The 21,927-nt window shown below is 38.9% G+C and carries 27 protein-coding genes and 1 other annotated feature; of the genes, 14 read left to right on the plus strand and 13 right to left on the minus strand.

Annotated elements, in window-relative coordinates; translation table 11 throughout:
* Positions 1-18: 18 nt before the first annotated feature.
* Positions 19-258, minus strand: coding sequence for a NifU family protein (locus tag RUH74_RS19175; RefSeq protein ID WP_313802933.1), 240 nt, complete (start codon positions 256-258; stop codon positions 19-21).
* 160 nt (positions 259-418) lie between these two features.
* Between RUH74_RS19175 and RUH74_RS19180 the strand changes: the two genes are divergently transcribed.
* Positions 419-742 carry a YuzD family protein gene (locus RUH74_RS19180; RefSeq protein WP_313802935.1) on the plus strand — a complete coding sequence of 108 codons (324 nt, stop codon included), beginning with the start codon at positions 419-421 and terminating at the stop codon, positions 740-742.
* A 58-nt stretch (positions 743-800) separates the two neighbouring features.
* Here the strand turns inward: RUH74_RS19180 and RUH74_RS19185 are convergent, their stop codons facing one another.
* Positions 801-1,868 (minus strand): NAD(P)/FAD-dependent oxidoreductase, encoded by a 1,068-nt coding sequence (locus RUH74_RS19185; protein ID WP_313802937.1) that lies wholly within the window; start codon positions 1,866-1,868, stop codon positions 801-803.
* Positions 1,869-2,227: 359 nt separating this feature from the next.
* On the opposite strand from RUH74_RS19185, the gene RUH74_RS19190 reads away from it, so the two are divergent.
* The gene (locus RUH74_RS19190; RefSeq protein WP_313803016.1) at positions 2,228-2,467 is read left to right on the plus strand and encodes a YuzB family protein; all 240 of its coding nucleotides are present in this window, start codon (positions 2,228-2,230) and stop codon (positions 2,465-2,467) included.
* A gap of 166 nt (positions 2,468-2,633) precedes the next feature.
* Here RUH74_RS19190 and RUH74_RS19195 read toward each other — a convergent pair whose 3' ends face one another.
* Entirely contained in the window at positions 2,634-3,344 is a 711-nt protein-coding gene (locus RUH74_RS19195; protein WP_313802939.1) for a DUF2225 domain-containing protein, read from the minus strand.
* A 210-nt stretch (positions 3,345-3,554) separates the two neighbouring features.
* Between RUH74_RS19195 and RUH74_RS19200 the strand changes: the two genes are divergently transcribed.
* On the plus strand, positions 3,555-3,917 hold the full coding sequence (locus tag RUH74_RS19200; RefSeq protein WP_313802941.1) for a HesB/IscA family protein: 363 nt from the start codon (positions 3,555-3,557) through the stop codon (positions 3,915-3,917).
* A gap of 94 nt (positions 3,918-4,011) precedes the next feature.
* Here the strand turns inward: RUH74_RS19200 and RUH74_RS19205 are convergent, their stop codons facing one another.
* Positions 4,012-5,007 (minus strand): NAD(P)/FAD-dependent oxidoreductase, encoded by a 996-nt coding sequence (locus tag RUH74_RS19205; protein WP_313802943.1) that lies wholly within the window; start codon positions 5,005-5,007, stop codon positions 4,012-4,014.
* A 373-nt stretch (positions 5,008-5,380) separates the two neighbouring features.
* Between RUH74_RS19205 and RUH74_RS19210 the strand changes: the two genes are divergently transcribed.
* The 4 genes from RUH74_RS19210 to RUH74_RS19225 all read left to right on the plus strand — a co-directional run bounded on the left by RUH74_RS19210 (position 5,381) and on the right by RUH74_RS19225 (position 8,480).
* A complete protein-coding gene (locus RUH74_RS19210; RefSeq protein ID WP_313802945.1) occupies positions 5,381-6,598 on the plus strand; it encodes an NAD(P)/FAD-dependent oxidoreductase in 1,218 nt (405 codons plus the stop codon).
* A gap of 207 nt (positions 6,599-6,805) precedes the next feature.
* On the plus strand, positions 6,806-6,934 hold the full coding sequence (locus tag RUH74_RS19215) for a YuiA family protein (protein ID WP_313802947.1): 129 nt from the start codon (positions 6,806-6,808) through the stop codon (positions 6,932-6,934).
* 304 nt (positions 6,935-7,238) lie between these two features.
* The gene (locus RUH74_RS19220) at positions 7,239-7,562 is read left to right on the plus strand and encodes a YuiB family protein (RefSeq protein ID WP_313802949.1); all 324 of its coding nucleotides are present in this window, start codon (positions 7,239-7,241) and stop codon (positions 7,560-7,562) included.
* Between the two features lie 201 nt (positions 7,563-7,763).
* Positions 7,764-8,480 carry a 3D domain-containing protein gene (locus RUH74_RS19225; protein ID WP_313802951.1) on the plus strand — a complete coding sequence of 239 codons (717 nt, stop codon included), beginning with the start codon at positions 7,764-7,766 and terminating at the stop codon, positions 8,478-8,480.
* A gap of 52 nt (positions 8,481-8,532) precedes the next feature.
* Here RUH74_RS19225 and RUH74_RS19230 read toward each other — a convergent pair whose 3' ends face one another.
* Positions 8,533-9,009: a divergent PAP2 family protein gene (locus RUH74_RS19230; protein WP_313802953.1), complete on the minus strand. Its 477-nt coding sequence runs from the start codon at positions 9,007-9,009 to the stop codon at positions 8,533-8,535.
* A 177-nt stretch (positions 9,010-9,186) separates the two neighbouring features.
* Here RUH74_RS19230 and RUH74_RS19235 point away from each other — a divergent pair, with 177 nt between their 5' ends.
* The 3 genes from RUH74_RS19235 to RUH74_RS19245 all read left to right on the plus strand — a co-directional run bounded on the left by RUH74_RS19235 (position 9,187) and on the right by RUH74_RS19245 (position 12,647).
* Complete coding sequence (locus RUH74_RS19235; protein ID WP_313802955.1) at positions 9,187-9,564, plus strand: DUF309 domain-containing protein; 378 nt, start codon at positions 9,187-9,189, stop codon at positions 9,562-9,564.
* A gap of 61 nt (positions 9,565-9,625) precedes the next feature.
* Positions 9,626-11,134 (plus strand): leucyl aminopeptidase, encoded by a 1,509-nt coding sequence (locus tag RUH74_RS19240; protein WP_313802957.1) that lies wholly within the window; start codon positions 9,626-9,628, stop codon positions 11,132-11,134.
* Positions 11,135-11,333: 199 nt separating this feature from the next.
* Positions 11,334-12,647 (plus strand): Na+/H+ antiporter family protein, encoded by a 1,314-nt coding sequence (locus RUH74_RS19245; RefSeq protein WP_313802959.1) that lies wholly within the window; start codon positions 11,334-11,336, stop codon positions 12,645-12,647.
* Between the two features lie 68 nt (positions 12,648-12,715).
* Here the strand turns inward: RUH74_RS19245 and RUH74_RS19250 are convergent, their stop codons facing one another.
* From RUH74_RS19250 to RUH74_RS19265, 4 genes are all read right to left on the minus strand, one after another.
* Positions 12,716-13,234, minus strand: coding sequence for a MerR family transcriptional regulator (locus RUH74_RS19250; RefSeq protein ID WP_313802961.1), 519 nt, complete (start codon positions 13,232-13,234; stop codon positions 12,716-12,718).
* Positions 13,235-13,650: 416 nt separating this feature from the next.
* The gene (locus tag RUH74_RS19255) at positions 13,651-14,670 is read right to left on the minus strand and encodes an alpha/beta fold hydrolase (protein WP_313802963.1); all 1,020 of its coding nucleotides are present in this window, start codon (positions 14,668-14,670) and stop codon (positions 13,651-13,653) included.
* A complete protein-coding gene (locus RUH74_RS19260) occupies positions 14,667-15,023 on the minus strand; it encodes a hypothetical protein (RefSeq protein WP_313802965.1) in 357 nt (118 codons plus the stop codon). The genes RUH74_RS19255 and RUH74_RS19260 overlap by 4 nt, the downstream gene beginning before the upstream one ends.
* A gap of 205 nt (positions 15,024-15,228) precedes the next feature.
* On the minus strand, positions 15,229-16,002 hold the full coding sequence (locus RUH74_RS19265) for a glucose 1-dehydrogenase (RefSeq protein ID WP_313802967.1): 774 nt from the start codon (positions 16,000-16,002) through the stop codon (positions 15,229-15,231).
* Positions 16,003-16,240: 238 nt separating this feature from the next.
* On the opposite strand from RUH74_RS19265, the gene ald reads away from it, so the two are divergent.
* From ald to RUH74_RS19280, 3 genes are all read left to right on the plus strand, one after another.
* Positions 16,241-17,371: an alanine dehydrogenase gene (ald, locus tag RUH74_RS19270; protein ID WP_313802969.1), complete on the plus strand. Its 1,131-nt coding sequence runs from the start codon at positions 16,241-16,243 to the stop codon at positions 17,369-17,371.
* Between the two features lie 133 nt (positions 17,372-17,504).
* Positions 17,505-17,714 (plus strand) — a binding site (T-box leader).
* 329 nt (positions 17,715-18,043) lie between these two features.
* Positions 18,044-19,441, plus strand: a complete 1,398-nt coding sequence (gene proS, locus RUH74_RS19275; protein WP_313803018.1) for a proline--tRNA ligase — start codon at positions 18,044-18,046, stop codon at positions 19,439-19,441.
* Positions 19,442-19,551: 110 nt separating this feature from the next.
* Positions 19,552-19,782, plus strand: coding sequence for a hypothetical protein (locus tag RUH74_RS19280; RefSeq protein WP_313802971.1), 231 nt, complete (start codon positions 19,552-19,554; stop codon positions 19,780-19,782).
* A gap of 45 nt (positions 19,783-19,827) precedes the next feature.
* On the opposite strand, the gene RUH74_RS19285 is transcribed toward RUH74_RS19280, so the two are convergent.
* Entirely contained in the window at positions 19,828-20,223 is a 396-nt protein-coding gene (locus tag RUH74_RS19285) for a YuzC family spore coat inner layer protein (RefSeq protein ID WP_313802973.1), read from the minus strand.
* A 153-nt stretch (positions 20,224-20,376) separates the two neighbouring features.
* Here RUH74_RS19285 and RUH74_RS19290 point away from each other — a divergent pair, with 153 nt between their 5' ends.
* A complete protein-coding gene (locus RUH74_RS19290; RefSeq protein ID WP_313802975.1) occupies positions 20,377-20,760 on the plus strand; it encodes a hotdog fold thioesterase in 384 nt (127 codons plus the stop codon).
* 60 nt (positions 20,761-20,820) lie between these two features.
* Here RUH74_RS19290 and mnhG read toward each other — a convergent pair whose 3' ends face one another.
* From mnhG to RUH74_RS19305, 3 genes are read right to left on the minus strand one after another with little or no spacing between them, the layout of a single operon-like run.
* Positions 20,821-21,183, minus strand: a complete 363-nt coding sequence (mnhG, locus tag RUH74_RS19295) for a monovalent cation/H(+) antiporter subunit G (protein WP_313802977.1) — start codon at positions 21,181-21,183, stop codon at positions 20,821-20,823.
* Positions 21,167-21,451: a Na(+)/H(+) antiporter subunit F1 gene (locus RUH74_RS19300; protein WP_313802979.1), complete on the minus strand. Its 285-nt coding sequence runs from the start codon at positions 21,449-21,451 to the stop codon at positions 21,167-21,169. The genes mnhG and RUH74_RS19300 overlap by 17 nt, the downstream gene beginning before the upstream one ends.
* The gene (locus RUH74_RS19305) at positions 21,451-21,927 is read right to left on the minus strand and encodes a Na+/H+ antiporter subunit E (RefSeq protein ID WP_313802981.1); all 477 of its coding nucleotides are present in this window, start codon (positions 21,925-21,927) and stop codon (positions 21,451-21,453) included. The genes RUH74_RS19300 and RUH74_RS19305 overlap by 1 nt, the downstream gene beginning before the upstream one ends.

Raw genomic sequence — 21,927 nt, forward strand, 5'->3', positions numbered from 1 at the left:
TTTGAATTTTTTTCGTTATTAAAATACTTGTTCTACTTCTGTAACGCCAGGTACTTCTTCTAAAAGAGCGCGTTCAATTCCTGCCTTTAATGTGATTGTTGAGCTTGGGCATGAGCCGCAAGCACCAAGAAGACGCAGCTTAACGATGCCGTCCTCTACATCAACTAATTCACAGTCTCCTCCATCACGTAGAAGGAATGGACGCAATTTATCTAATACTTCTTGAACTTGCTCAAGCATGGTTGTTTGTTCTGCCATTTGTATCTACCCCTTTCTTATTAATTATTATAATCATTCTCTCTGCAAAAATCTATTTAAAGACGCGGATTTCCACTAAATGAGAAATTACTTAGGTTTCTATTATTATAATATTGTAAAATAGAATAAAGGCTACATGTTTAAAAAAGGGGGAAATGAAATGAAGCGAGAAGTTGAAATACATGTATATGGAGCTGAGCAGTTATGCCCAAGCTGTGTAAACCTTCCTTCTTCAAAGGAAACGTATGAATGGCTACAAGCAGCTCTAGAGAGAAAATATCCTAACCAGCCGTTTTCAATCACATATGTGGATATCTACAATCCTCCTGAGGATGAAGAGAAAAAAAGCTTTGCTGAGAGGGTTATTGAGGAAGACATGTTTTACCCAGTAGTCTTAATCGAAGATGAGTTAGTTGGAGAAGGGAATCCGAGATTGAAAACGATTTATGCTGAAATGGAGAAGCGTGGATATATAGCAGAGTAAAATAGGGAGCATTCCTCAAAGAGGAATGCTCTCATTTACAAATTTTAGAGATTAGAAGTTATCCACGGTGGTTCTTATACATCCACAAAATACCGGATTTGATCATTCTTGCAACCCTTCCAGTAATTGGCCGCTCTGCAACAACGCCAAAACCGTGTTTTTTTCCAAGTGATCCAAGAACCCCTTTTAACTTAATCGTTGGCATTTCTTCTGGAAGCTCTTCACCTTTCCAGCGTTTCAATAAAATTTGAACAATTTGCTCTGCCTGTCCTTCTGCAAGCTGGGCACTTGGTGCATGTGGAAGACTTGCACAGTCACCGACAACATAAACATGCTCATCTGTTGGAAGATTATGATGCTTCGTTAAAATGACTCGTCCTTGTGAATCTTTGTCAATGTTCAATTCCCTCACGACTTTATTCGGCTGGATCCCTGCTGTCCAAACGATAGCGTCACAAGAGATTGGCTCATCATGATTAAAAAGAGTATTTTCCTCCACACGGGTAATGTTGGAATGGCTGACTATTTCAACGCTATGACTATCAAACCAGTTTTCAACATACTTGCTTAGTCTCTCTGGGAAGGCAGATAAGATGTGACTTCCGCGATCAAATAATTTAATTTTTAAGTCTGGACGGCTTTCATGTAACTCTGAAGCGATCTCCACGCCGCTTAATCCAGCTCCGACAATTGCTACAACTGAGCCTGGCGTTAAATTGTTCAATGCTTGATAGGTTGCACGGGATTTTTCAATTGTTTGGATGCTGTAAGTGTGAATGTCTGCACCTGGTACATTGTGGTATTTATCCTCGCATCCAAGACCAATGATTAAATCGTCATAAGAAACAGAATTTTCACCTTGCAATTGGACTTGTTTATTTTCGATATCTACGCCAATAATCTCTCCATACTTAATTGTTAATCGTGGGTGTTCCGGATATGCCACACGAACATGCTGGTCTGAAATGGTCCCGGCAGCTAATGCGTAATATTCCGTTTTTAAACAATGGTACGGAACACGGTCAATTAGCGTAATAGATACATCTTCTGGAAGTTGATTTGGCAAAAGCCTAGCAAGCACTCTCATACCGCCATAGCCTCCACCAAGGATAACAAGATTCTTCATTTTTAAATTCCCCTTTAAGTCAGCTCAAAAGTAGTGATTTTTCTGAAAAACAACATTAAAAAAATGGAAATAACTTTTAAAATACAACTATTTAATAACCTTTATCCCATAGAAAGTATAACGAAATTGTGACAAAACTACAACAGCTATAGGATAAAACTTGACATAACTAGTTGAAAATAGTAAAGGTGCTCAAGTGAAGAGAGGATAATTAGGGAACACTAAAGTTAAAATAATTGCGGAAATATATGAAACAAGGTAGCATGATGATGACTGCAAATATGCAGGTCTATAGCGAACGATCAATTATTTTTAGAAACGTTTATATAGATAGGTTATTAAGGTTAGAGGTGATCGAAGTGATAAAGCCAATCATTGAGTTTTGCTTCAGCAATCTGGCTAGCGGTTCGCAAAAGGCATTAGAGATTCTGGAAAAGGATTATGATCTAGATGTAATTGAATATGGTTGCCTTGGCTATTGCGGCAAGTGTGCAGCTTCTCTTTTTGCACTTGTAAATGGGGAACCGGTAACAGGTGAAACACCAGAAGAGCTGGTAGAAAACATCTATCAATTTTTAGAGGAAAATCCAATGTTTTAATGGGGATTGATTCATAAAGTTTGCTGAAAAAAGGAAGTCCTGATAGTTAGTTAGTAGTTCCCAAAAAGACTGGACAAGAAGAAATGAGTACCCAATAGGGGAATAAAGAAATCTTCGAACAAAAAGCCACACCGAATTTCCGAGTGAAATAAGGTGAGGCTTTATTTTAACTAATGTTCTTTGTTATCTTTGCAGATTTTTGTTCTTCACGAATATCATACCAGCGTTCTTTTGCCATTTCGATAATCCCTGTTTCAACGGTCCGATTTTGCTGTTCAATCACCTTTGAAAAATACTTTACTGCTTGATCATTGTGATGTGTTCTTCTTGCTAATTCGCCAATTAAGTATAGGACTCTAACTTCAGATACTTGCGTCCCTTTAAAATCAGATTCCATATACGAATTTAAATAAGCGTCCATTGCCAGCTTCATAAAACGATTCTCTTGGTCTGTATTTTCTAAAAGACGGTATAACCATGCAAGTCTCATGTATGTTCCTGCAACAACAATATGCTTTTCCTTTTTTAATAAACTGCAATAAATGGCTAGCTTATATGTTTTAATTGCATCGGTAACCCGTCTCTTCTGTCCAAAATCATGTGGAACCCATTGGGCGCATACCTTTGATTGAATGTCTTCAACTGCCCCTGGCGGAAAATAGGGATTGAAATCATCCGTTGAGGAAAATCCACAATGCGGACAGACATTTACATGATATAAAATAGGGTTGAGTTCATCAGAAGCATAGAGTGGGCAAAAATCAGTATCGTAGCTGGTTACCTTAATAAATCTTGAACGGAGCTTTTTCGTTGTAAAAGTTTTTTTGCAGATTATGCATTCGCACTTTTTGTCATAGATGGGTTCAATTTGAGTCACTAAGATCGCCTCCTGGGAACAAAGTTTTATTTTCCTTAAACGGGCTATCGTTCATAATTACTATAATTATACTCCTTTCAAGAAGAAAAGCACGATGTTTTGCTGTCAAAAATGATTGATTCTCATTAGTTGAGGACGAGATACTTAGTGTATATACTATTAATAAGATGAGTTTATTTCTTAATAAATAGTTACAAGGAGGGAAATTAAATGAGTGAAATTGTAAATTTAACAGAAGCAGCTGCTCTGCAAATAAAAGAAATGATGAAAGCAAATGAAGAGGAAAATGCCTCATTGCGTGTTTCCGTAAAAGGTGGAGGCTGTAGCGGTTTATCATATGGCATGGGATTTGCACACGAAGTAGAAGAGAATGACCATCAATTAAAACAGCATGGGATTCCAATCCTTGTTAGCAAAGAGGATGCACCTATTCTTCAAGGAACGACAATTGATTATAAGCAATCGATGATGGGTGGCGGATTTACCATCGACAATCCGAACGCCATTGCATCTTGTGGCTGCGGATCATCATTCCGTACAGCAACTGCAGCTGGAACACCTGAAGAATGTTAATTTAAAATAAGAAAAAGGTATCCCAAAAACTTCGGATACCTTTTTTATGTCTAGCCAAGCGGACGATTGCCTGATTAAGGCTACTGCGCATTTCTTATCCAAACATCGATGAACTATGCAATGGCTGGATTTTAGCCTTTGGATCGATGTAAGCCTTCGCATTATTAACAGCAGTAGGTGCTTCACCAAAGCCACAAGCAATAAGCTTCACTTTTCCATCATACGTACAAATATCTCCAGCAGCATAAATACCAGGAATGTTTGTTTCCATTTTTGAGTTTACAACGATGGAATTCTTCTCAATTTCTAGTCCCCACTCTTTAATTGGACCAAGTGAAGAAACAAAACCATAGTTGCAAATAACCGCATCAACATCAAGTGTTTCCTTTTCCTTATCCGTAACACCTTCAAGGACGACCCCGGATATGCCATTGTCATTTCCAATTAACTCAGCAGGGATGTAAGGTGTTTTGATTTCTACTTTTGAGTTATTAAGATTTTCAACGCTATGCTCATGTGCACGGAATTTATCACGTCTGTGAACAATTGTAACTTTTTCAGCAATTGGCTCTAGCATTAATGCCCAGTCAACCGCAGAGTCGCCTCCGCCAAATACAACGACTTTTTTCCCTGCGAACTGGTTTAAGTCATCGATAAAATAATGAAGGTTCTTGCCCTCGTATTGTGCAGCGCTATCAAGCTCAAGACGACGAGGTTGGAATGCGCCGTTTCCAGCAGTGATTACCACTGTTTTCGTATAATGAATTTCTTTATTTGTGGTCAATTTAAAAATGCCATCCTCTTGCTTTTCAACCTTTTCCACAGATTGTTCCAAAGCGGTAGAGGGTTCAAACTTAGCCATTTGTTCCTTTAGGTTATTAATTAACTCTTGTGCTCGTACTTTAGGAAAACCCGCAACATCGTATATGTATTTTTCAGGATAAAGGGCTGATAATTGACCACCAAGCTGTGGCAAGCTTTCGATAATCTTTACAGAAGCTTGTCTCATTCCCCCGTAAAAAGCAGTGAATAACCCTACAGGCCCTCCACCAATAATAGTGATATCATACACTTTTTGATCCTCTTTCACTCCGTATCCCCCCATTAATAAAGTACATATTCCATCCTAAATAATAACATAAATTAATATAAAGCTCACTCTTTGGAAAAAATATTATGAAAAGCTTAAATACTCTAAACATGACCTTCATGGTGAAATGCTAGAAGAAGCTAGGAAACATAGGGAAAGTAAGCAAATACAAAATACATTTTTAAGTTTTTGGCTTGAAAATCAATTGGAAAAAGCATAATATGTAATGTGAGTATATTGTTAATTTTTTGTGACGTTTTTTCGACATTTTTTTGTCTGTTTTAGTGAATTACATCACAAACTTTTATCACTAAAGTACAGCGGTTTCTAAAAAGAAACAATAGAAAATACTAGAAAAGGTGGAAGATGCAAGTTGAGAAAGGCAAAGATTGTAATTTTAGGAGCAGGTTACGGTGGATTAATGACTGCAACTCGTTTACAAAAAGCAGTCGGAACAAATGAAGCTGAAATCGTATTAGTGAATAAGAATAGCTACCACTATGAAACAACTTGGTTACATGAGGCATCTGCAGGTACTTTACACCATGACCGCGTAAGATATGATATAAAAAATGTGATTGATTCAAATAAGGTTGACTTTGTTCAAGGTACAGCTGTTGAAATTAAGACAGAGGAAAAAAAGGTTATTTTAGAAAATGGAGAAATCGATTATGACTATCTAGTCGTAGCTTTAGGCGGAGAGTCAGAAACGTTTGGCATTAAGGGATTAAAAGAATACGCTTACTCTATTGTAAACGTGAATGCAGCACGGCAAATTCGTGAGCATATTGAGTATCAATTTGCTACTTATAATACAGAAGAAGTGAAAAAGGATGAGCGTCTGACAATTGTTGTTGGTGGAGCTGGATTTACAGGAATTGAATTCCTGGGGGAATTAGGAAACAGAATACCAGAGCTTTGCAAAGATTACGATGTTGATTTCCAAAAGGTAAAAGTCATTTGTGTAGAAGCTGCACCAATGGTACTGCCGGGATTTGATCCAGAGCTTGTGAATTATGCGGTCGCCCATTTAGAAAAGAAGGGTGTCGAATTCCGTATTGGCACGGCTATTAAGGAAGCTACCCCAGAAGGAATCATTGTTGGAAAAGGTGATGAAGAGGTAGAAGAGATTAAGGCGGGGACAGTCGTATGGGCTGCTGGGATTCGTGGCAATTCAATCATTGAAAAGTCAGGCTTCGAGGCAATGCGTGGACGTGTAAAGGTTCAGCCTGATCTAAGGGCACCAGGACATGATGATGTATTTATCATTGGCGACTCTTCCTTAGTCATTAATGAAGAAATTAACCGCCCTTATCCGCCTACTGCACAGATTGCTATGCAGCAAGGGGAAACATGTGCGCGAAATCTTGTCGCTTTAATTCGCAACAAGCCTGAGTTAGAAACATTCAAGCCAGATATTAAAGGAACAGTATGTTCTCTTGGTGAAGATGATGCAATCGGCGTTGCATTTGGTAAGAAAATGATTGGGACTAAAGCATCGTTTATGAAGAAAATGATTGATAATCGTGCATTATACATGATTGGCGGACCTTCACTTGTATTGAAAAAAGGAAAATTTAATATTTTATAGTATAAACTTTAAAAGAGTCGGGCTTTTAGCCGGACTTTTTTTATTTTTTATATTTTTTTGAAATTTTGAGAATTATCGAGTATTTTTAAGAGAATCAAATTTGTATGCGTTACCACTTGGTATTTTTCGTTATATTTAGAGCTTTTCAATTTTCAGTATCTTTGATATATTATCAGAAAATTCAGTTACAAAAAGGAGATGGAGAGAATGACAGCAAAGAATTATGAAAAAACAAATGGATGTACGTACTGCGCAGGAAAAGGATATTTTCAGCTTCTCCTTGGTGGTTCGGAAACTTGTACATGCTGCAGCGGATCTGGAAAGAAAAAAGAATAATCATTGATTGCTCCGCCAATGGCGGAGTTTTCTTTTACAGCGGGTGTTCCTCTATTTTACAAGATACAAAAGGATAACTTTAGTGCTAGAGAATTGTCTAGCGCAAGCGTCCGATCGAATATCAAAGACTTCATGCCCCCTCCGCAACGTTTGCTTCAACATCGGTTCGTTCTCGCTCACCGTGTTTCCGAACCGATTCTTCTGCGTTCGTACGGCGATGATCAAGGCGCTTGCGCTTTTCTTATTGACTCCCATATACACATTAAGTACACTAAATATTGATGTGTAAGGGAGGAACAAAACAATGGAAATGACTATTTTCGTATTGCCTATTTCAATGCTGCTCTTTTTTGTTCTGTTTTTCGGGATTGGTTTTATTTTAAATATGCTATTAAGAATGTCTTGGATTATGGCTATTATCTATCCAATTATTGCTATCTTCATTATTGATCAAGTTCGTTTTATAGATTACTTTTCTAATAGTAAAGAGTCATTTAAAAGTTTAGGTAACGAATTATCCCAGCTTGCCACTGCTGATGTTCTCATCTTATTAAGTGGTCTCGCAGGTGCGATCGGTGCCGGTATTACGATAAAAATCCTCCGTAAAAAAGGATATCAAATGTTTTAAAAAAAAATCTCTGCCCATAAAGCAGAGGTTTTTTTTATTATATTAAATGTTCCGTAAGTAGGTGTTACATCTTGGAAACAAAGGGGTTTTTATCAGGAAAAGGATAGATGTACCGTCCTTGCTTCCATATTTTTTACTCTTATCATGAATAATTCTCTAAATCTTGGGAAATGAATATTCTTGGGAGGAGTGAATTTATAAATGAGAAGAATAAAAAATTGGACAAGGCGAATAATAATGTCAACTTTATTCATTGCGGCACTATTAACGACTTTCCAGTCTATTTCGGGAGTGGAGGCAAGATCTCTTGTCAATTATTTCAGCAGTGAAGAGATGGGCACTAACGAACAGTCTGATCAAAATCATTTTGACCATACATTAAAAAAAGTTGGAGTGGCTTTCAAATTCTTAAAACGATTTGTGAACGGTGATTTGCAAATTTCTTCTAGCAAGGAAGTGTCAGGGCATCCGCCGACCTTAGAGGAAGCGATTGATTGGACACAATACCCAATTAAGAGAGTTGTGGCAACAGGTTATACTGCCTTTTATGAATCAACAGGGAAGAATCCTGGTCATCCAAGCTTTGGAATTACATACTCAGGAGTAAAGGTAAAGAGGGATTTATATTCAACAGTTGCGGCAGATTTAAATGTCTTTCCGATTGGAACGATTCTGTTTGTACCTGGATATGGGTATGGCGTTGTTGCAGACAAAGGCGGAGCAATTAAAGGAAATAAAGTCGATCTTTATTATGAGACAGTAGAAGATGTATATAATCATTGGGGCAAGAAAACGTTGGATGTCTATGTTGTAGAAATGGGTGATGGCACCTTAACAGAGGAGGAGCTTCATGCATTAAATGAGAATGAATCGATGCAAGTGTTCCGCCAGCAGTATACGAAATCCAAACAGGAATAATAGAAAAAACAGGTATCCCGTTTAAAATCGGGATACCTGTTTTTTGTTCAATCTAATGAAACAAGTAATGAAGTGCCAATGTTAAAAGAACCCCTGTCAGTCCTCCAAAAAAAACTTCGATTGGTTTATGACCGAGAAGCTCTTTCAATTCTCTTCTTTTTTCCTGTTCGGCTTTTTTCTGCCAAACTTTGGCTTCTTCTATTAGACGGTTGAAATCTGCGACTAATCGATTTAAGACAATAGCTTGTTCTCCCGCTTGTCTGCGTACACCAGTTGCATCAAACATCGTAATGATAGCAAAAACTGCAGATACAGCAAATACAGCGGAATCTAAGCCTGTTTCTAATGCAACACCAGTGGAGAGAGCGGTTACGGCAGCAGAGTGGGAGCTTGGCATCCCTCCTGTGCTTGTCAAGAGTGACCAATTGAGTTTTCTGGAAGCAATGAAATGGATGGGAACTTTGACAAATTGAGCAAAGAAGATGGCTGCGATGGCAGCCCATAAGGGGAAATTCATTAATAATTCCATGTGGAAACCACCTTTATCGTAGATCATACCGTACCTCGCTGAAGGCAGAGTACGTAGATCCAATTAATAAAATAAATGCGCAACTACTAACCCGTTTGTTAAGATGATAATAATAATTCAAAGAGAGTGCAATTATTTTTTTATAAAGTTACTGTAAACAAGGATGGAGGAATTCTATTGAAGGGGTACCCGCTTGAGTATTATGACTTTTTTGTGAAGTTTAATGAAGGGGATTACTATACTTGCCATGACCTTTTGGAAGAGATGTGGATGACGGATAAAGGGAATTTATTTTTCAAAGGCTTGCTGCAAATGAGTGTAGCTATCTATCATTATGAATATGGAAATGTGAAGGGAGCAAGATTAATGATGGGAGCCGCTCATGAATATTTGCAGGCATACCGTCCAAAGCATTGGGGGCTTGATTTGGAGCATGTGTATTTATTTATTGAAAAAGCGTTAGGAATATTGCCGAGTGAGATTGATCGAGTTCCCTTTGAAGAAGTAGATACGCTTCCGAAATTGCCGGAATTATTTTTATTTCTAGAAGATTAGCTAGTCGAAATTGGTTCCTATTTCCTGATATAATGAAAGCAACTTTATGGGGGTGACAAAAATGTTTACTGTAAAAAGAGAGATCAATTTTTCGAACGAACATGAATGTTTGATCATTGGCTTATTTGAGAAACCTAACAAATTTGATGGCGTTCTTGCACAGTTAGATCAGCAATTTGATGGACAATTAACGGAGCTTGTTAAAAGCAAAGACCTTTCAGCAAAGAAAAAAGCGGTAACAAAAGTACATACATTTGGACATATTGGTGCGAAGAGACTATTTGTTGTTGGTCTTGGCCGTGACAAGGATTATTCCTTTGATGTGTTGCGGGAAGCACTTGGAAAGACATTTAAGGCTGTTAAGGCTTCTGCGGTTCAGGAAGCTGCTGTTTATCTAGATTCTTTCCTAAATGAAAATGTGGATGCATTAGATGCGGCACATGCGGTTAGTGAGGCTTTCGCTTTATCTACCTATCGTTTCGAAGGATATAAGCAAAAATCGAATGAACCAGCAAAGAATATTGAAAATATGACCGTTTATAGTGTAGTGGCAGATGAAGAGGATGTGAAAGCTTCGTTAACAGTTGGCTATGCACACGGGAAAGGCACAAACTCAGCTCGTACACTTGTTAACCTGCCGGGAAATATGCTTACCGCTACAGACATGGCTAATTATGCGAAAGAGCTAGCATCTACGTATGACTTCGAGGTGGAAATTCTTGAAAAAGAAGATATGCTAAAGCTTGGGATGGGAGCCTTGCTCGCGGTTAACCAAGGGTCTGCTGAACCGCCAAAAATGATTGTCCTGAAGTATCAAGGAAAAGAGGAATGGAAGGACGTCATTGGTTTAGTTGGCAAAGGCATTACATTTGATACAGGCGGCTATTCGATTAAATCAAAGGATGGCATTGTCGGCATGAAAACCGATATGGGCGGCGCTGCTGCTGTTCTAGGGGCAATGGAGATTATTGGTGAATTAAAGCCTGAACAGAATGTTGTTGCGGTTATACCATCTACTGACAATATGATTAGCGGGAATGCATTTAAAGCGGATGATGTGATTACATCTATGAGCGGCAAAACAATTGAAGTATTGAATACAGATGCGGAAGGAAGGCTTGTACTTGCTGATGCTGTTACATATGCAAAGCAGCATGGAGCCAACTATTTAGTGGATGTAGCCACATTAACTGGTGGGGTAATTGTTGCACTTGGAACAGAAACAACAGGTGCGTTAACAAATAACGAGGCATTATGGGAGCAGGTCCTGGAGGCATCCTATGAGGCTGGAGAGCCAATTTGGCTTTTGCCTTTATTTGAAAAAGATAAACAAAGGGTCAGAAGCAGTAAAATTGCGGACTTAAACAATTCACCAGGTCGTGAAGGTCATGCCATTATGGGCGGCGCTTTTGTCGGTGAATTTGCAGAGGATACTCCTTGGGTACATCTGGATATTGCAGGAACAGCTACAACTCGTAAGGAGCATGATCTGGGTCCAGCAGGAGCAACCGGGGTAATGACTCGTACGCTTGCTTTGCTAGTTGAAAGATTTGAAACTGAATCGAATTAAGAGAAAAACTCCGGAGATTATTTCCGGAGTTTTTTCTGTTTGAAAAAATCTTTGAGTCTGCAACTAATAATACGATATTTGGCAAAAAAACTTAGGATAAAAAAAGTTGACAAAAACAGATTGAATATGATAGTTTTATACTCATATTTTAGTTCTCTACCAATTTAGTAAAGTAAAGTAACGAGAGAGGGTTTTCATCATGAACGCAGTCATCCTAGCAGTTTTGGTTATGCTTGTATTAAGCCTTTTTCGCGTAAATGTCGTTTTATCTTTAATTGCAGGATCGCTAGTCGGGGGTCTGACAGGCGGCTTAAGTATAAATCAAACAATAGAGGTCTTTTCAAATGGGCTTGGAGGAAGTGCAGAAGTAGCGTTAAGCTATGCATTGTTAGGCGGATTTGCCATTGCTATTTCAACTACAGGTCTGCCAAATTTATTAGTGGAATGGATTCTTCAGAAGGTTGGAAAAGAAGGGGATTCCAAAGGAAAGAAACTTTCTAAAGTACTTATCGTTCTATCTATTTTAATTATGGCATGTTTTTCTCAGAATATAATTCCGATTCATATTGCTTTTATTCCTATTCTCATTCCACCTTTATTAAGGGTAATGAATGAATTAGGGATTGACCGCCGCTTAATTGCTTCCGTCCTGACGTTTGGTTTAACGGCACCTTATATTTTGCTTCCAGCAGGTTTTGGACAGATTTTTCACGAAATCCTGGCAGATAATATGAAAAGCAGTGGATTGGCCGTGGAAATGAGCGATATTCCAAAAGCTATGTTCATTCCAACAGCTGGACTTGTAGTCGGATTGTTATTTGCTATTTTTGTGTCCTATCGAAAGACAAGAAACTATCAGCAAGGTCAAATAGAAGAAACGGAAAGAACTGAATACTCAAAAACAGGGATAATTTTCTCTTTCATCGCTATTATTGCTGCCCTTCTTGTTCAAATTAAGCTCGATTCAATGATTTTTGGAGCATTAACCGGAATTCTTGTTATTTATATAAGCGGTGCGGTAAAGTGGCGTGAAGCAGATCAGTTGTTAACAGAAGGGATGAAAATGATGGCTTTCATTGGTTTCGTTATGCTGTCAGCCTTTGGATTTGCTGACGTGCTAAAAGAAACTGGCGATGTAGAAAGCCTTGTCAAACAGTCAGCGGCAGTTATTGGCGGAAGCAAATCACTTGCTGCGCTTCTTATGTTAACTGTCGGGCTTATTGTTACAATTGGAATCGGTTCATCCTTTTCAACGATTCCAATCATAGCAACGATTTTTGTTCCGCTTGCACTAGAAATTGGCTTTAGTCCAATGGCAACGATTGCGTTAGTTGGAACAGCTGCAGCACTTGGAGATGCAGGTTCTCCTGCATCAGACAGTACATTAGGGCCAACTGCCGGTTTGAATGTAGACGGCCAGCATAATCATATTTGGGACACTTGTGTACCAACATTTCTACATTATAATATCCCGTTAATTTTGTTCGGATGGCTGGCCGCGATGATTTTGTAGCTTTTAATGCAGCTCCTAAAGATGGGAGCTGTATTTTTTATTTCTATAATGGTCCGATAGAAGAGGGGTTAGAAGCCAAATAAAGAGGTAATAAGATTTTTTCTTTTATTCTTTCTAGGAACTTCCTTATCGAAAATGAGTACATGATCGGAAGGCACACGTTGATTTTCCTTACGAATCCCTTCTTCAAGGCATTCGATTTTCTTATTTAGCTTATCCACTTCAGCCTGAAGCTCCTCAATTTCCCGCCGATGTTGCAACAGCTGGTAGGATACAACATCATCTGCCTTTTTATTTAGTCTTTGCTCGAACTCGTTTATTCTTGTTAGAAGTTTCTCAGTAATGGGATCGTTTCTAGCTGATTTGACTACACCAGTACGCGTCTTTTTTCGTTCAACCGTTACATCTTGAAGCATGACACCTCTTTTAAGCTGTTCCTGAACTTGTTTTAGCAGTTGAATATCCTCGTCTGTAAATGAGTAATGTCCGAGTTCATTTCGTTCCATTTGAAGCTCCATCTGCTTCACCCATCTTTGGATTGTGCTTGATGAAACCCCGAGTAACTTTGCGACAGCACTTGTATTCATCCTGAAACCTCCTTAAGCTATTCCTTAATAGTGGATTCTCTGAGGTGAAAGCAGATTCCTTCCCGTGTGACAAAACAAGTTCCTATTCGGCAAAGAAAGTGAATTTATTACAAGTTTTAATGCTAGCGGACTTTTTTCAAGCTTGTTTTGGCAATATTTTAGCTATTCATTAAAAAAACCATACATAAAGTATGGAGAAAAGAATGAAACGGATTATCCTCTTTCTTAATCCAAGCTAAAAAAGTCTTTAAACACAATTGCTGCATATCCCAGATACCCGTAGAGCGTTTGATTTGCAGTAGTTGGTATCATAGGGGTGTACAAATAAAACATACACATCCTCCTTTATTTAATGCTTGCCCCTGCTGATTTATGTCATGATTAGCAGGGGCAGTAATAGCATCTTTCCACATCCTCTAATTGGAGCGGGCAGACAGCCAAGCGTCTAAATAATCTGGCGCTTTCCCATCCTTTGCAAGACTTCCGTGGCCTCCTTCGAGGATATGGAAGGTTTTATCTATACTTGAAACATGGTCAATAATCGGCACAATTTGTTCAATTGGAATCAGTCGATCATAACTGGCGCCAATGGCAAATAAATTTGCTGTAATATTTTCTGGTTTAGCTAGCCGCCCCCCGATGACTAGCTTTCCGTTAATAAATTTGTTTTCTTTCTCAAAGTCAACTGCCATCTGCTTTAATGCTGCTGCAGATAAAGGGATGTGACTATCTGCCCAATAATTAAAACGCCGCCATTTTAAGGAGCGTTCTTCATCATCCGCATAGCTTAAAAGGGAAAGATAAGGAGAGTAAGAGATGGGGACGGTGACAATTCGAATTCCCTTTTTTACAAAAGATGGAGGAATGAGTCCCCATGCATCAAATATCGGATCAAGATCAATTTCCTCATTTTTAAGCATGTTTAACGCTTCACTAAAAACGGGTGTTTGACTAAAATCAATTGGTGCAACAGAAAGAACTACATTTCTAATTGGTTCCTCGGCAATTGACGCATAAATTGCCGCAAACGTACCGCCCATGCAAAAACCTACCAGTGTAATTTCCGCTGCATTTGAGTGGAGCAGCGCTCTTTGAACCCCTTTTTTAATATAGCGAAGAATGTAATCATCCATTGTCAGATCCTTATCTTCATATCCTGGTATTCCAAAATCGAGGAGATACACTTCGTAACCACTAGAGGTTAATGCTTCAATTAAGCTATATTTAGGACCAAGATCAAGAATAAACGGCTGATTAATAAGGGAGTAAATTAAAAATAGCGGTACCTTATACTTTTTATTCTTTGAAGGATAATGCCAAAGAGTGGCTTTGTTTTTCTTCCAAACGGCTGTTCGTGGGGTCATTCCAACTTCAGGTTCTAAAGATGATACTGTTTTAATAAAGCCCGTCCATCTATTCAGTTTGGGAGTATTCATATTATTCCCCTGGAATGGCTTTTTGCAATTGTGTCCTTCAGCTCTTCAAAGGATCGGTTTAAATGTGTGACTTGCTCTTCTAATAAATCCAATTTTTCTTCAGCTTGGATAAATAATTTTGTTGTGCTGGCTACGTCGTTCTTTGTTGGAAAATTAAAGGGGATCGATAAGGTTTCGACTGTTTGCTGCAGTTTGCTGATGGAAGCAGCAGCAAGACGTGATTGATTGTTAATAGTTTTTAAAATGGATGGTTGATTAAGCACATCATGAATTGAGTTGTTTAGTTCCAACTCCACCTTTTGGCCTATTTTTTTGACCGCATTTAGTATTTCTTGCGTGTGGTTCGTAGTCATCTTATAGCTCCTTTCTACTTTTACTCTCGCTAATCAGGTCGCTTCCGCATTTCTATATTGTCTAGCTCCAGCGCCCAGCGTCTAGTGGACTTCGGTCTCTTCCCTGCGATAAGTCAACATCGAATCACTATCGTTCTTCGTGTTTCCTTTATCTTAGTCAGAGCCCTCCAGTCCATACGCCGCTAATCAGGTCGCTTCCGCATTTCTATATCGCTGATATTAGCCCGCCATCTATTACGAGTATTTGACCAGTTATATAGTCAGATGCCTTTGAGGATAGGAAAAGGGCTGCTCCTTTAATATCTTGATCAGTGCCAAAGCGCCCAGCAGGTATTCTTTGCAAGATGATATGGCTTGTTCGGTCAAATGCCTTTGTTTTTTTACTAGGAAAAAACCCTGGTGCAATGGCGTTCACTTGAATATTATGCTGTGCTAGCTTAATTGCTAAATCTTTCGTTAACGCATTCACTGCTCCTTTGCTTGTGCTATAAGCAATTGCGTCTAGGAAAGCGGGGTTCGTTCCTTTGATTCCAGTTATGGATGAAATATTGATAATTTTTCCGTTTCCTTGCTTAGCCATTATTTTCCCGGCTGCCTGTGAAAATAGAAACATTCCTTTTAAGTTTACATTCATGACTTTATCCCATGAATCAGCCGTTATTTCTAGGGTAGGAGCAATCCATGAGGTGCCGCTATTGTTAATAAGAATATCAATCGTGCCAAAGTGCTGAACGGTTTGCTCAATTACTGCTTGAATATCTGCTTGATTTGTAATATCGCATTTTAGTGCGATTGATTGTGCCCCTTTGTTTACTAACTGTTCGCTAATATTTTTGCAGTCTTCGAGATTCCTAGAGCAGATGACTATATTTGCTCCTGCTTCTGCCAATGCATTAGCCATATGTTCCCCAAGTCCTTTTCCGCCGCCTGTTATAATGGCTGTTTTATTTTGCAATTGAAATAGATTCATTACATCCAATACTATCCCTCCTTATCTCGGCTCTCGAGAAAATGTCTTCGTTATAGTATAGACAAGCATAGAAAGAAGGGTGTCAAAAATGAATCGTTTGCCCGGTAATATTGCTTATTGAATGGCTTGTCCGATAATTATGTGGATTTTGAAAATAAAGAGGATGAGTGTTGATTATTCTAAATCTTATTATTATACTTAGGGTAGTTTTGATAATAAAAGGGTTGCATAGAAAGGGGAAAATAGTATGATTATCGGAGTACCTAAGGAAATAAAGAATAATGAGAACCGTGTAGCAGCAACACCTGCTAGCGTGTATACATTAGTTAAGGCAGGACATCAAGTTTTAGTAGAAACAGATGCAGGCCTTGGAAGCGGTTTCACAAATGAGGATTATAAGGAAGTTGGAGCAGAAATCGTTCCTTCAGCAAAAGAGGCTTGGGCTGCAGAAATGGTTATGAAGGTAAAGGAGCCACTTGAATCAGAATATACATATTTTCGTGAAGGACTCGTACTTTTCACATACTTACATTTAGCAGCAGAGCCTGAACTTGCAAAGGCTTTAGTTGAAAAAGGGGTTACTGCCATTGCATATGAAACAGTAGAAGTTAATCGTACATTGCCATTGCTTACACCAATGAGTGAGGTAGCTGGACGTATGGCTACTCAAATTGGCGCACAATTTTTACAAAAAACAAATGGCGGGAAAGGGATATTGCTAGCTGGTGTTCCTGGCGTTTCACGCGGCAAGGTAACAATTGTTGGAGGCGGTGTTGTTGGTATTAATGCGGCTAAAATGGCAATCGGCTTAGGCGCTAATGTGACGATTATTGATTTAAGCCCAGAACGTCTTCGTCAGCTTGATGATATTTTTGGAAACAGCATTCAAACGTTAATGTCAAATCCATTCAATATTGCGGAAGCAGTAAAGGAAAGTGATCTTGTTGTTGGCGCTGTCCTTATTCCAGGAGCTAAGGCACCGAAGCTTGTGACAGAAGAAATGGTTAAAACAATGTCCCCAGGTTCAGTTGTAATTGATGTGGCAGTTGACCAGGGTGGAATTTTTGAAACAGTAGATCATATTACAACACATGATAATCCAACATACGAAAAGCACGGTGTTGTTCACTATGCAGTTGCGAACATGCCTGGTGCTGTTCCAAGAACATCTACAATTGCATTAACGAATGTAACGATTCCTTATGCATTGCAAATTGCAAATAAAGGCGTCAAGAAAGCAATTGATGAAAATCCTGCATTAAAGCTTGGTGTGAACGTTGTAAACGGCAGCATCACATATGAAGCAGTTGCGAGAGATCTTGGGTATGATTATGTAACAGTTGACTTGGCATTTGAAAATGCTGCAGCAGCAAAATAATTGCAAATCCCCTTTGGCATTGTCTAAAGGGGATATTTTTTCTATGGAGAAAAACATAAGTGGTTGCTCATGGTTGTTTTCTGTCGAATTAGATTGACTTTTTAAATAAATATTTATATAATTTCAAAAAAATAATCAAACTTCGATGAGGAATAGTAAAATGTGACTTGTTTATTTTAGAGAGGGAGCCGATTGCTGAAAGAATCCTATAAGCAGCCATTTGAACCTGCCTCTGAGTTCTGTAACCATTGAAAATTACAGCGGGTTTACATCCCGTTATCATGTATGAGTGTAAAGCTTTGCTTTAAATTAGGGTGGTACCGCCAAGCAATTGGTCCCTATTTATAGCAAGGCTTTTTTGTTTTATGCACTTTTCTAAAGTCTATTGTTATTAAGTGTGATGTGTGCTAAATAACTCTTGAGAAAAAATTTGGTTGATAAGAGCGGAAGGTGCGAGACTCCTGCGGGAGGAGTAGGACAGGTGAGACCCCACAGGCGCTTAGCGCCGAGGAGGCTCACCGCCTACCCCGCGGAAAGCGAGCAACCTGAAGCGGAAATCAACGGCAGCACACTACAATCTAATTTAGCAACAATGTTTGTGAAAACAGACTTATTTTATAAAAAATTGAGGTGGATTAAGTGGGAAAAGAGTTTGTAAAAGATATTACGGCAATGGATGTTGATTTTGCCCAGTGGTACACAGACGTAGTGACAAAAGCAGATTTGATTGATTATTCAAGTGTACGCGGTTCAATGATTATCCGTCCTTACGGATATGCGTTATGGGAAAATATTAAAAATGAGTTAGATAATCGAATCAAAGAAACAGGGCATGAAAATGTCTACATGCCACTGTTTATCCCTGAGAGCCTTCTTCAAAAGGAAAAGGATCATATCGAAGGTTTCGCTCCAGAAGTGGCATGGGTTACGCATGGCGGGGAAGAGGAATTAGCTGAACGATTATGTGTGAGGCCGACATCTGAGGTACTGTTCTGTGAGCATTATAAAAACATTATTCATTCTTATCGGGATTTGCCAAAGCTATATAATCAGTGGGCAAATGTAGTGAGATGGGAGAAGACCACACGCCCTTTCCTACGTACCCTAGAATTCTTATGGCAAGAGGGACATACATGCCATGCGACAGATGAGGAAGCTCATGAGGAAACGGTTAGAATGCTTGATGTGTATGCGGATGTTTGTGAAAATGTGCTTGCTATTCCAGTTGTCAGAGGACAAAAAACGGATAAAGAAAAATTTGCCGGTGCGAAATATACGTATACAATTGAGAGTCTAATGCATGATGGGAAGGCATTGCAGTCAGGCACATCCCATCATTTAGGTGATGGTTTTGCAAAGGCTTTTGGTATTCAGTTCACTGATAAAGATGGCAGCTTACAGCATGTACAGCAAACATCATGGGGGTTTACGACACGTATTATTGGCGCGATGATTATGGTGCATGGCGATGATCGAGGACTTGTTATTCCTCCAAAAGCAGCACCAACTCAACTGATGATTGTTCCAATTGCTCAACATAAGGAAGGGGTTCTTGATTACGCATATGGCTTAAAAGAAACATTAGCCAGGATTGCACGTGTCGATATAGATGCAAGCGACAAGAAGCCAGGCTGGAAATTTAATGAATATGAAATGAAGGGGGTTCCATTACGGCTTGAGGTAGGTCCAAAGGATATCGAAAAACAGCAGGTTGTGTTGGTAAGAAGGGATACTGGAGAAAAAATCTTTGTATCAACAGATCGATTGGAAGCAAAAATATCTGAAGTTCTTGATGATATTCAGAGAAACCTTTTTGAAAAAGCAAAAGAACTTCGTGAAGAAAAAACGTATGTAGCCTTCAATTTGGGAGAATTGAAAGAAACATTCGCGCAAAAGACTGGATTTGTTAAAGGCATGTGGTGTGGAGACAGAACCTGTGAAGATCTGATAAAAGAAGAAACGGGTGCAACCTCAAGATGCATTCCTTTCAATCAAGAGGCGATAGCAACAGAATGTGTTTGCTGTGGAAAAGCTGCGAACAGGCTAGTTTATTGGGCTAAAGCCTACTAAATTGTAGGTAACTTCTTCCTGGAAACTGATCAATGTACACAAAGCCCACTCAAATCGGCATAAAAGTGCATATGAAATAGTGTAGGAATAAAAATTAGGAGGTTACCCAGATGTACAATATGAGAAGAGGTCCACATCCAGAGGATACAAGGTTCTTTTTTGCCGGTCCATTGGTTGGCGGCTTATTTGGTGGGCTAATAGGTGGCTTCGCTGGAGCGGCAATTGCTAGACCGCGTCCCTTTTACGGACCAGTGCCTTATTATGGACCACCCCCATTTTATGGTCCTTACCCGGGTCCCGTCCCGTATGGTTATGGCGGATTCGGAAACCCATATTATTAATAGAGAAAAATTAAAAGGCTCTCTTTATATGAAGGAGAGCTTTTCTTATGACCATCTTAACGTTAGTATCAAGTTACAGCAGTCATTATAATCTTTACCTGAATCAAAATGTAGATTCAGTCCGTCTGGTGTATAGGTAACTTTGGGAATCATTTTAATACCTGTTGATTGAATCATTTGTTTGACTTTAGCCATATTTGATTGTTGGGCAGCAGTCATCAAATCAAATGAGAACTTTTTTGATTCAGCCATTTTCGCTAACAAATGACTTGCATCTTTCATAAGTATGGCCATGGCCTTTGCTGAGCTCATAAACATCCCCGGATCAACCTCTGGATATTGCCGACAAGTATAATTGGGGGAATAGGCATAAAAAAAGTTGCCATATGGATGAAAGGGCGGGTAACTATGGCTGTAAGAAAAATAATATGGGGGGTTCATGGATATTTTCCCCTTTCTTTAATGAATTTACATCATTTTTTACCTATGGAACAATATATGCAGGTTGGGCTTTTCCGGTGTTTTAACAATCATTATCTTTTAAAGTGGTGAGAATATTCTGTTATAGTAATAGTAAGGAAAGGGGAGAAATATATGAAGATAGAAAATACACTTATCAGAGCACTCGGAATAGAGATTACTGCCCTTGAAAAGGGCAAGGTTGTCGCAACAATGCCTGTTGATAATCGGACGAGACAGCCCTTCGGTTTGCTTCACGGAGGAGCTTCAGTTGCTTTAGCGGAAACAGTCGCAAGCATTGGTGCTTTTGAACTTGTGGATAAGGAAACGGAATCAGTTGCTGGATTAGAAATTAATGCAAACCATGTAAGAGGAAAGCGAGAAGGGATGGTTACTGCTATTGCAACGGTCCTTCATCAAGGAAGAACGACCATGGTATGGGATATTAAGATTGTTGATGAGGAAGAAAAGCTTATTTGTATTTCAAGGTGTACAATGGCTGTAATTAAAAAGAAGTAATTTAAAGGGACTAATCCGGAATAATGAGGATTAGTCCCTTTTGTATAGATCATTCAATAGTTACTGCCCTTTTTTTGCAGGTACATTTTCTTTCGTTTTTAAATCATCCTGAACGCTCTTATCCCACAGTTTAACACCAGAATTATAGGCAGCACGGCTAATTAGATGACCAGCTACTGGCGAAGTTATGAAGATAAATACGATACCAAGGATGACACGTGAATTTACATGTCCTTCTTCAACATAAAAGTAAAGAAAAGTGCCAAGTAAAACAGTTAAGACACCTAATGTTGCTGCTTTAGAGGCAGCGTGGTTTCTCGTATAAACATCAGGCAGTCTAATGACACCGAAAGCAGCAACAAGGCTTAGGAATGCTCCGATAAGTATTAATGCTACAATGATAATTCTAAAGATCTCGATCACGTTCTAGAGCAACCCCCTTTTCCAAGTATTTGGAAAATGCAACGGTCCCAATAAAAGAGAGAATCCCGAGCAGTAAGATAACCTCAAGAAAAGCGTTGGTCTCCAAGAATATAGATACAAGTGCAACAATGGCAACAAGATTGATTCCTATCGCATCGAGCGCTACGATTCGATCTGGCATGGAGGGTCCTTTAATGAGCCTATATATTAATACCAGAATAGCGATCGACATGCATAGGATGGCAATTTTAACAGCTAGTAAAATCATTAGCGGCTCACCTCCATAATAGCTTTCTCAAATGTATTTTTGATAGAATCAATAGCTTCTTGCGCATCATCCATATCGATTGTATGGATATAAAGAATTTTATTATCATCCGAAATATCGACAACCAGTGTTCCTGGTGTGAGTGTAATTAAATTTGCAAGAATGGTAATTTCCCAATCCTTTTCTAAGACCGTTGGCAGAGCAAAAATACCGGGCTTTATATCCAGTTTTGGTCTTAACAGCAGTTTCAGTACACTGATATTTGAAAGAATTAGTTCTTTTATGAAAAGAAGGACAAGACTAATGATGGCAATGACTCTTCCTAAATAGAAGCGTGATCCGAAAAAACGTCTAAATGTGAAGAGAATAGCCATTCCAAATAAATACCCTTTTAAAAAGGCAACTGGCTCGTATGACAATGTGAAGAACATCCACAAAAAACCTAGAAATACATTTAGTAAAATTTGAAAAGCCAT

Origin of the sequence: Cytobacillus sp. (assembly GCF_032154635.1) — a bacterium.
GTDB lineage: Bacteria > Bacillota > Bacilli > Bacillales > Cytobacillaceae > Cytobacillus.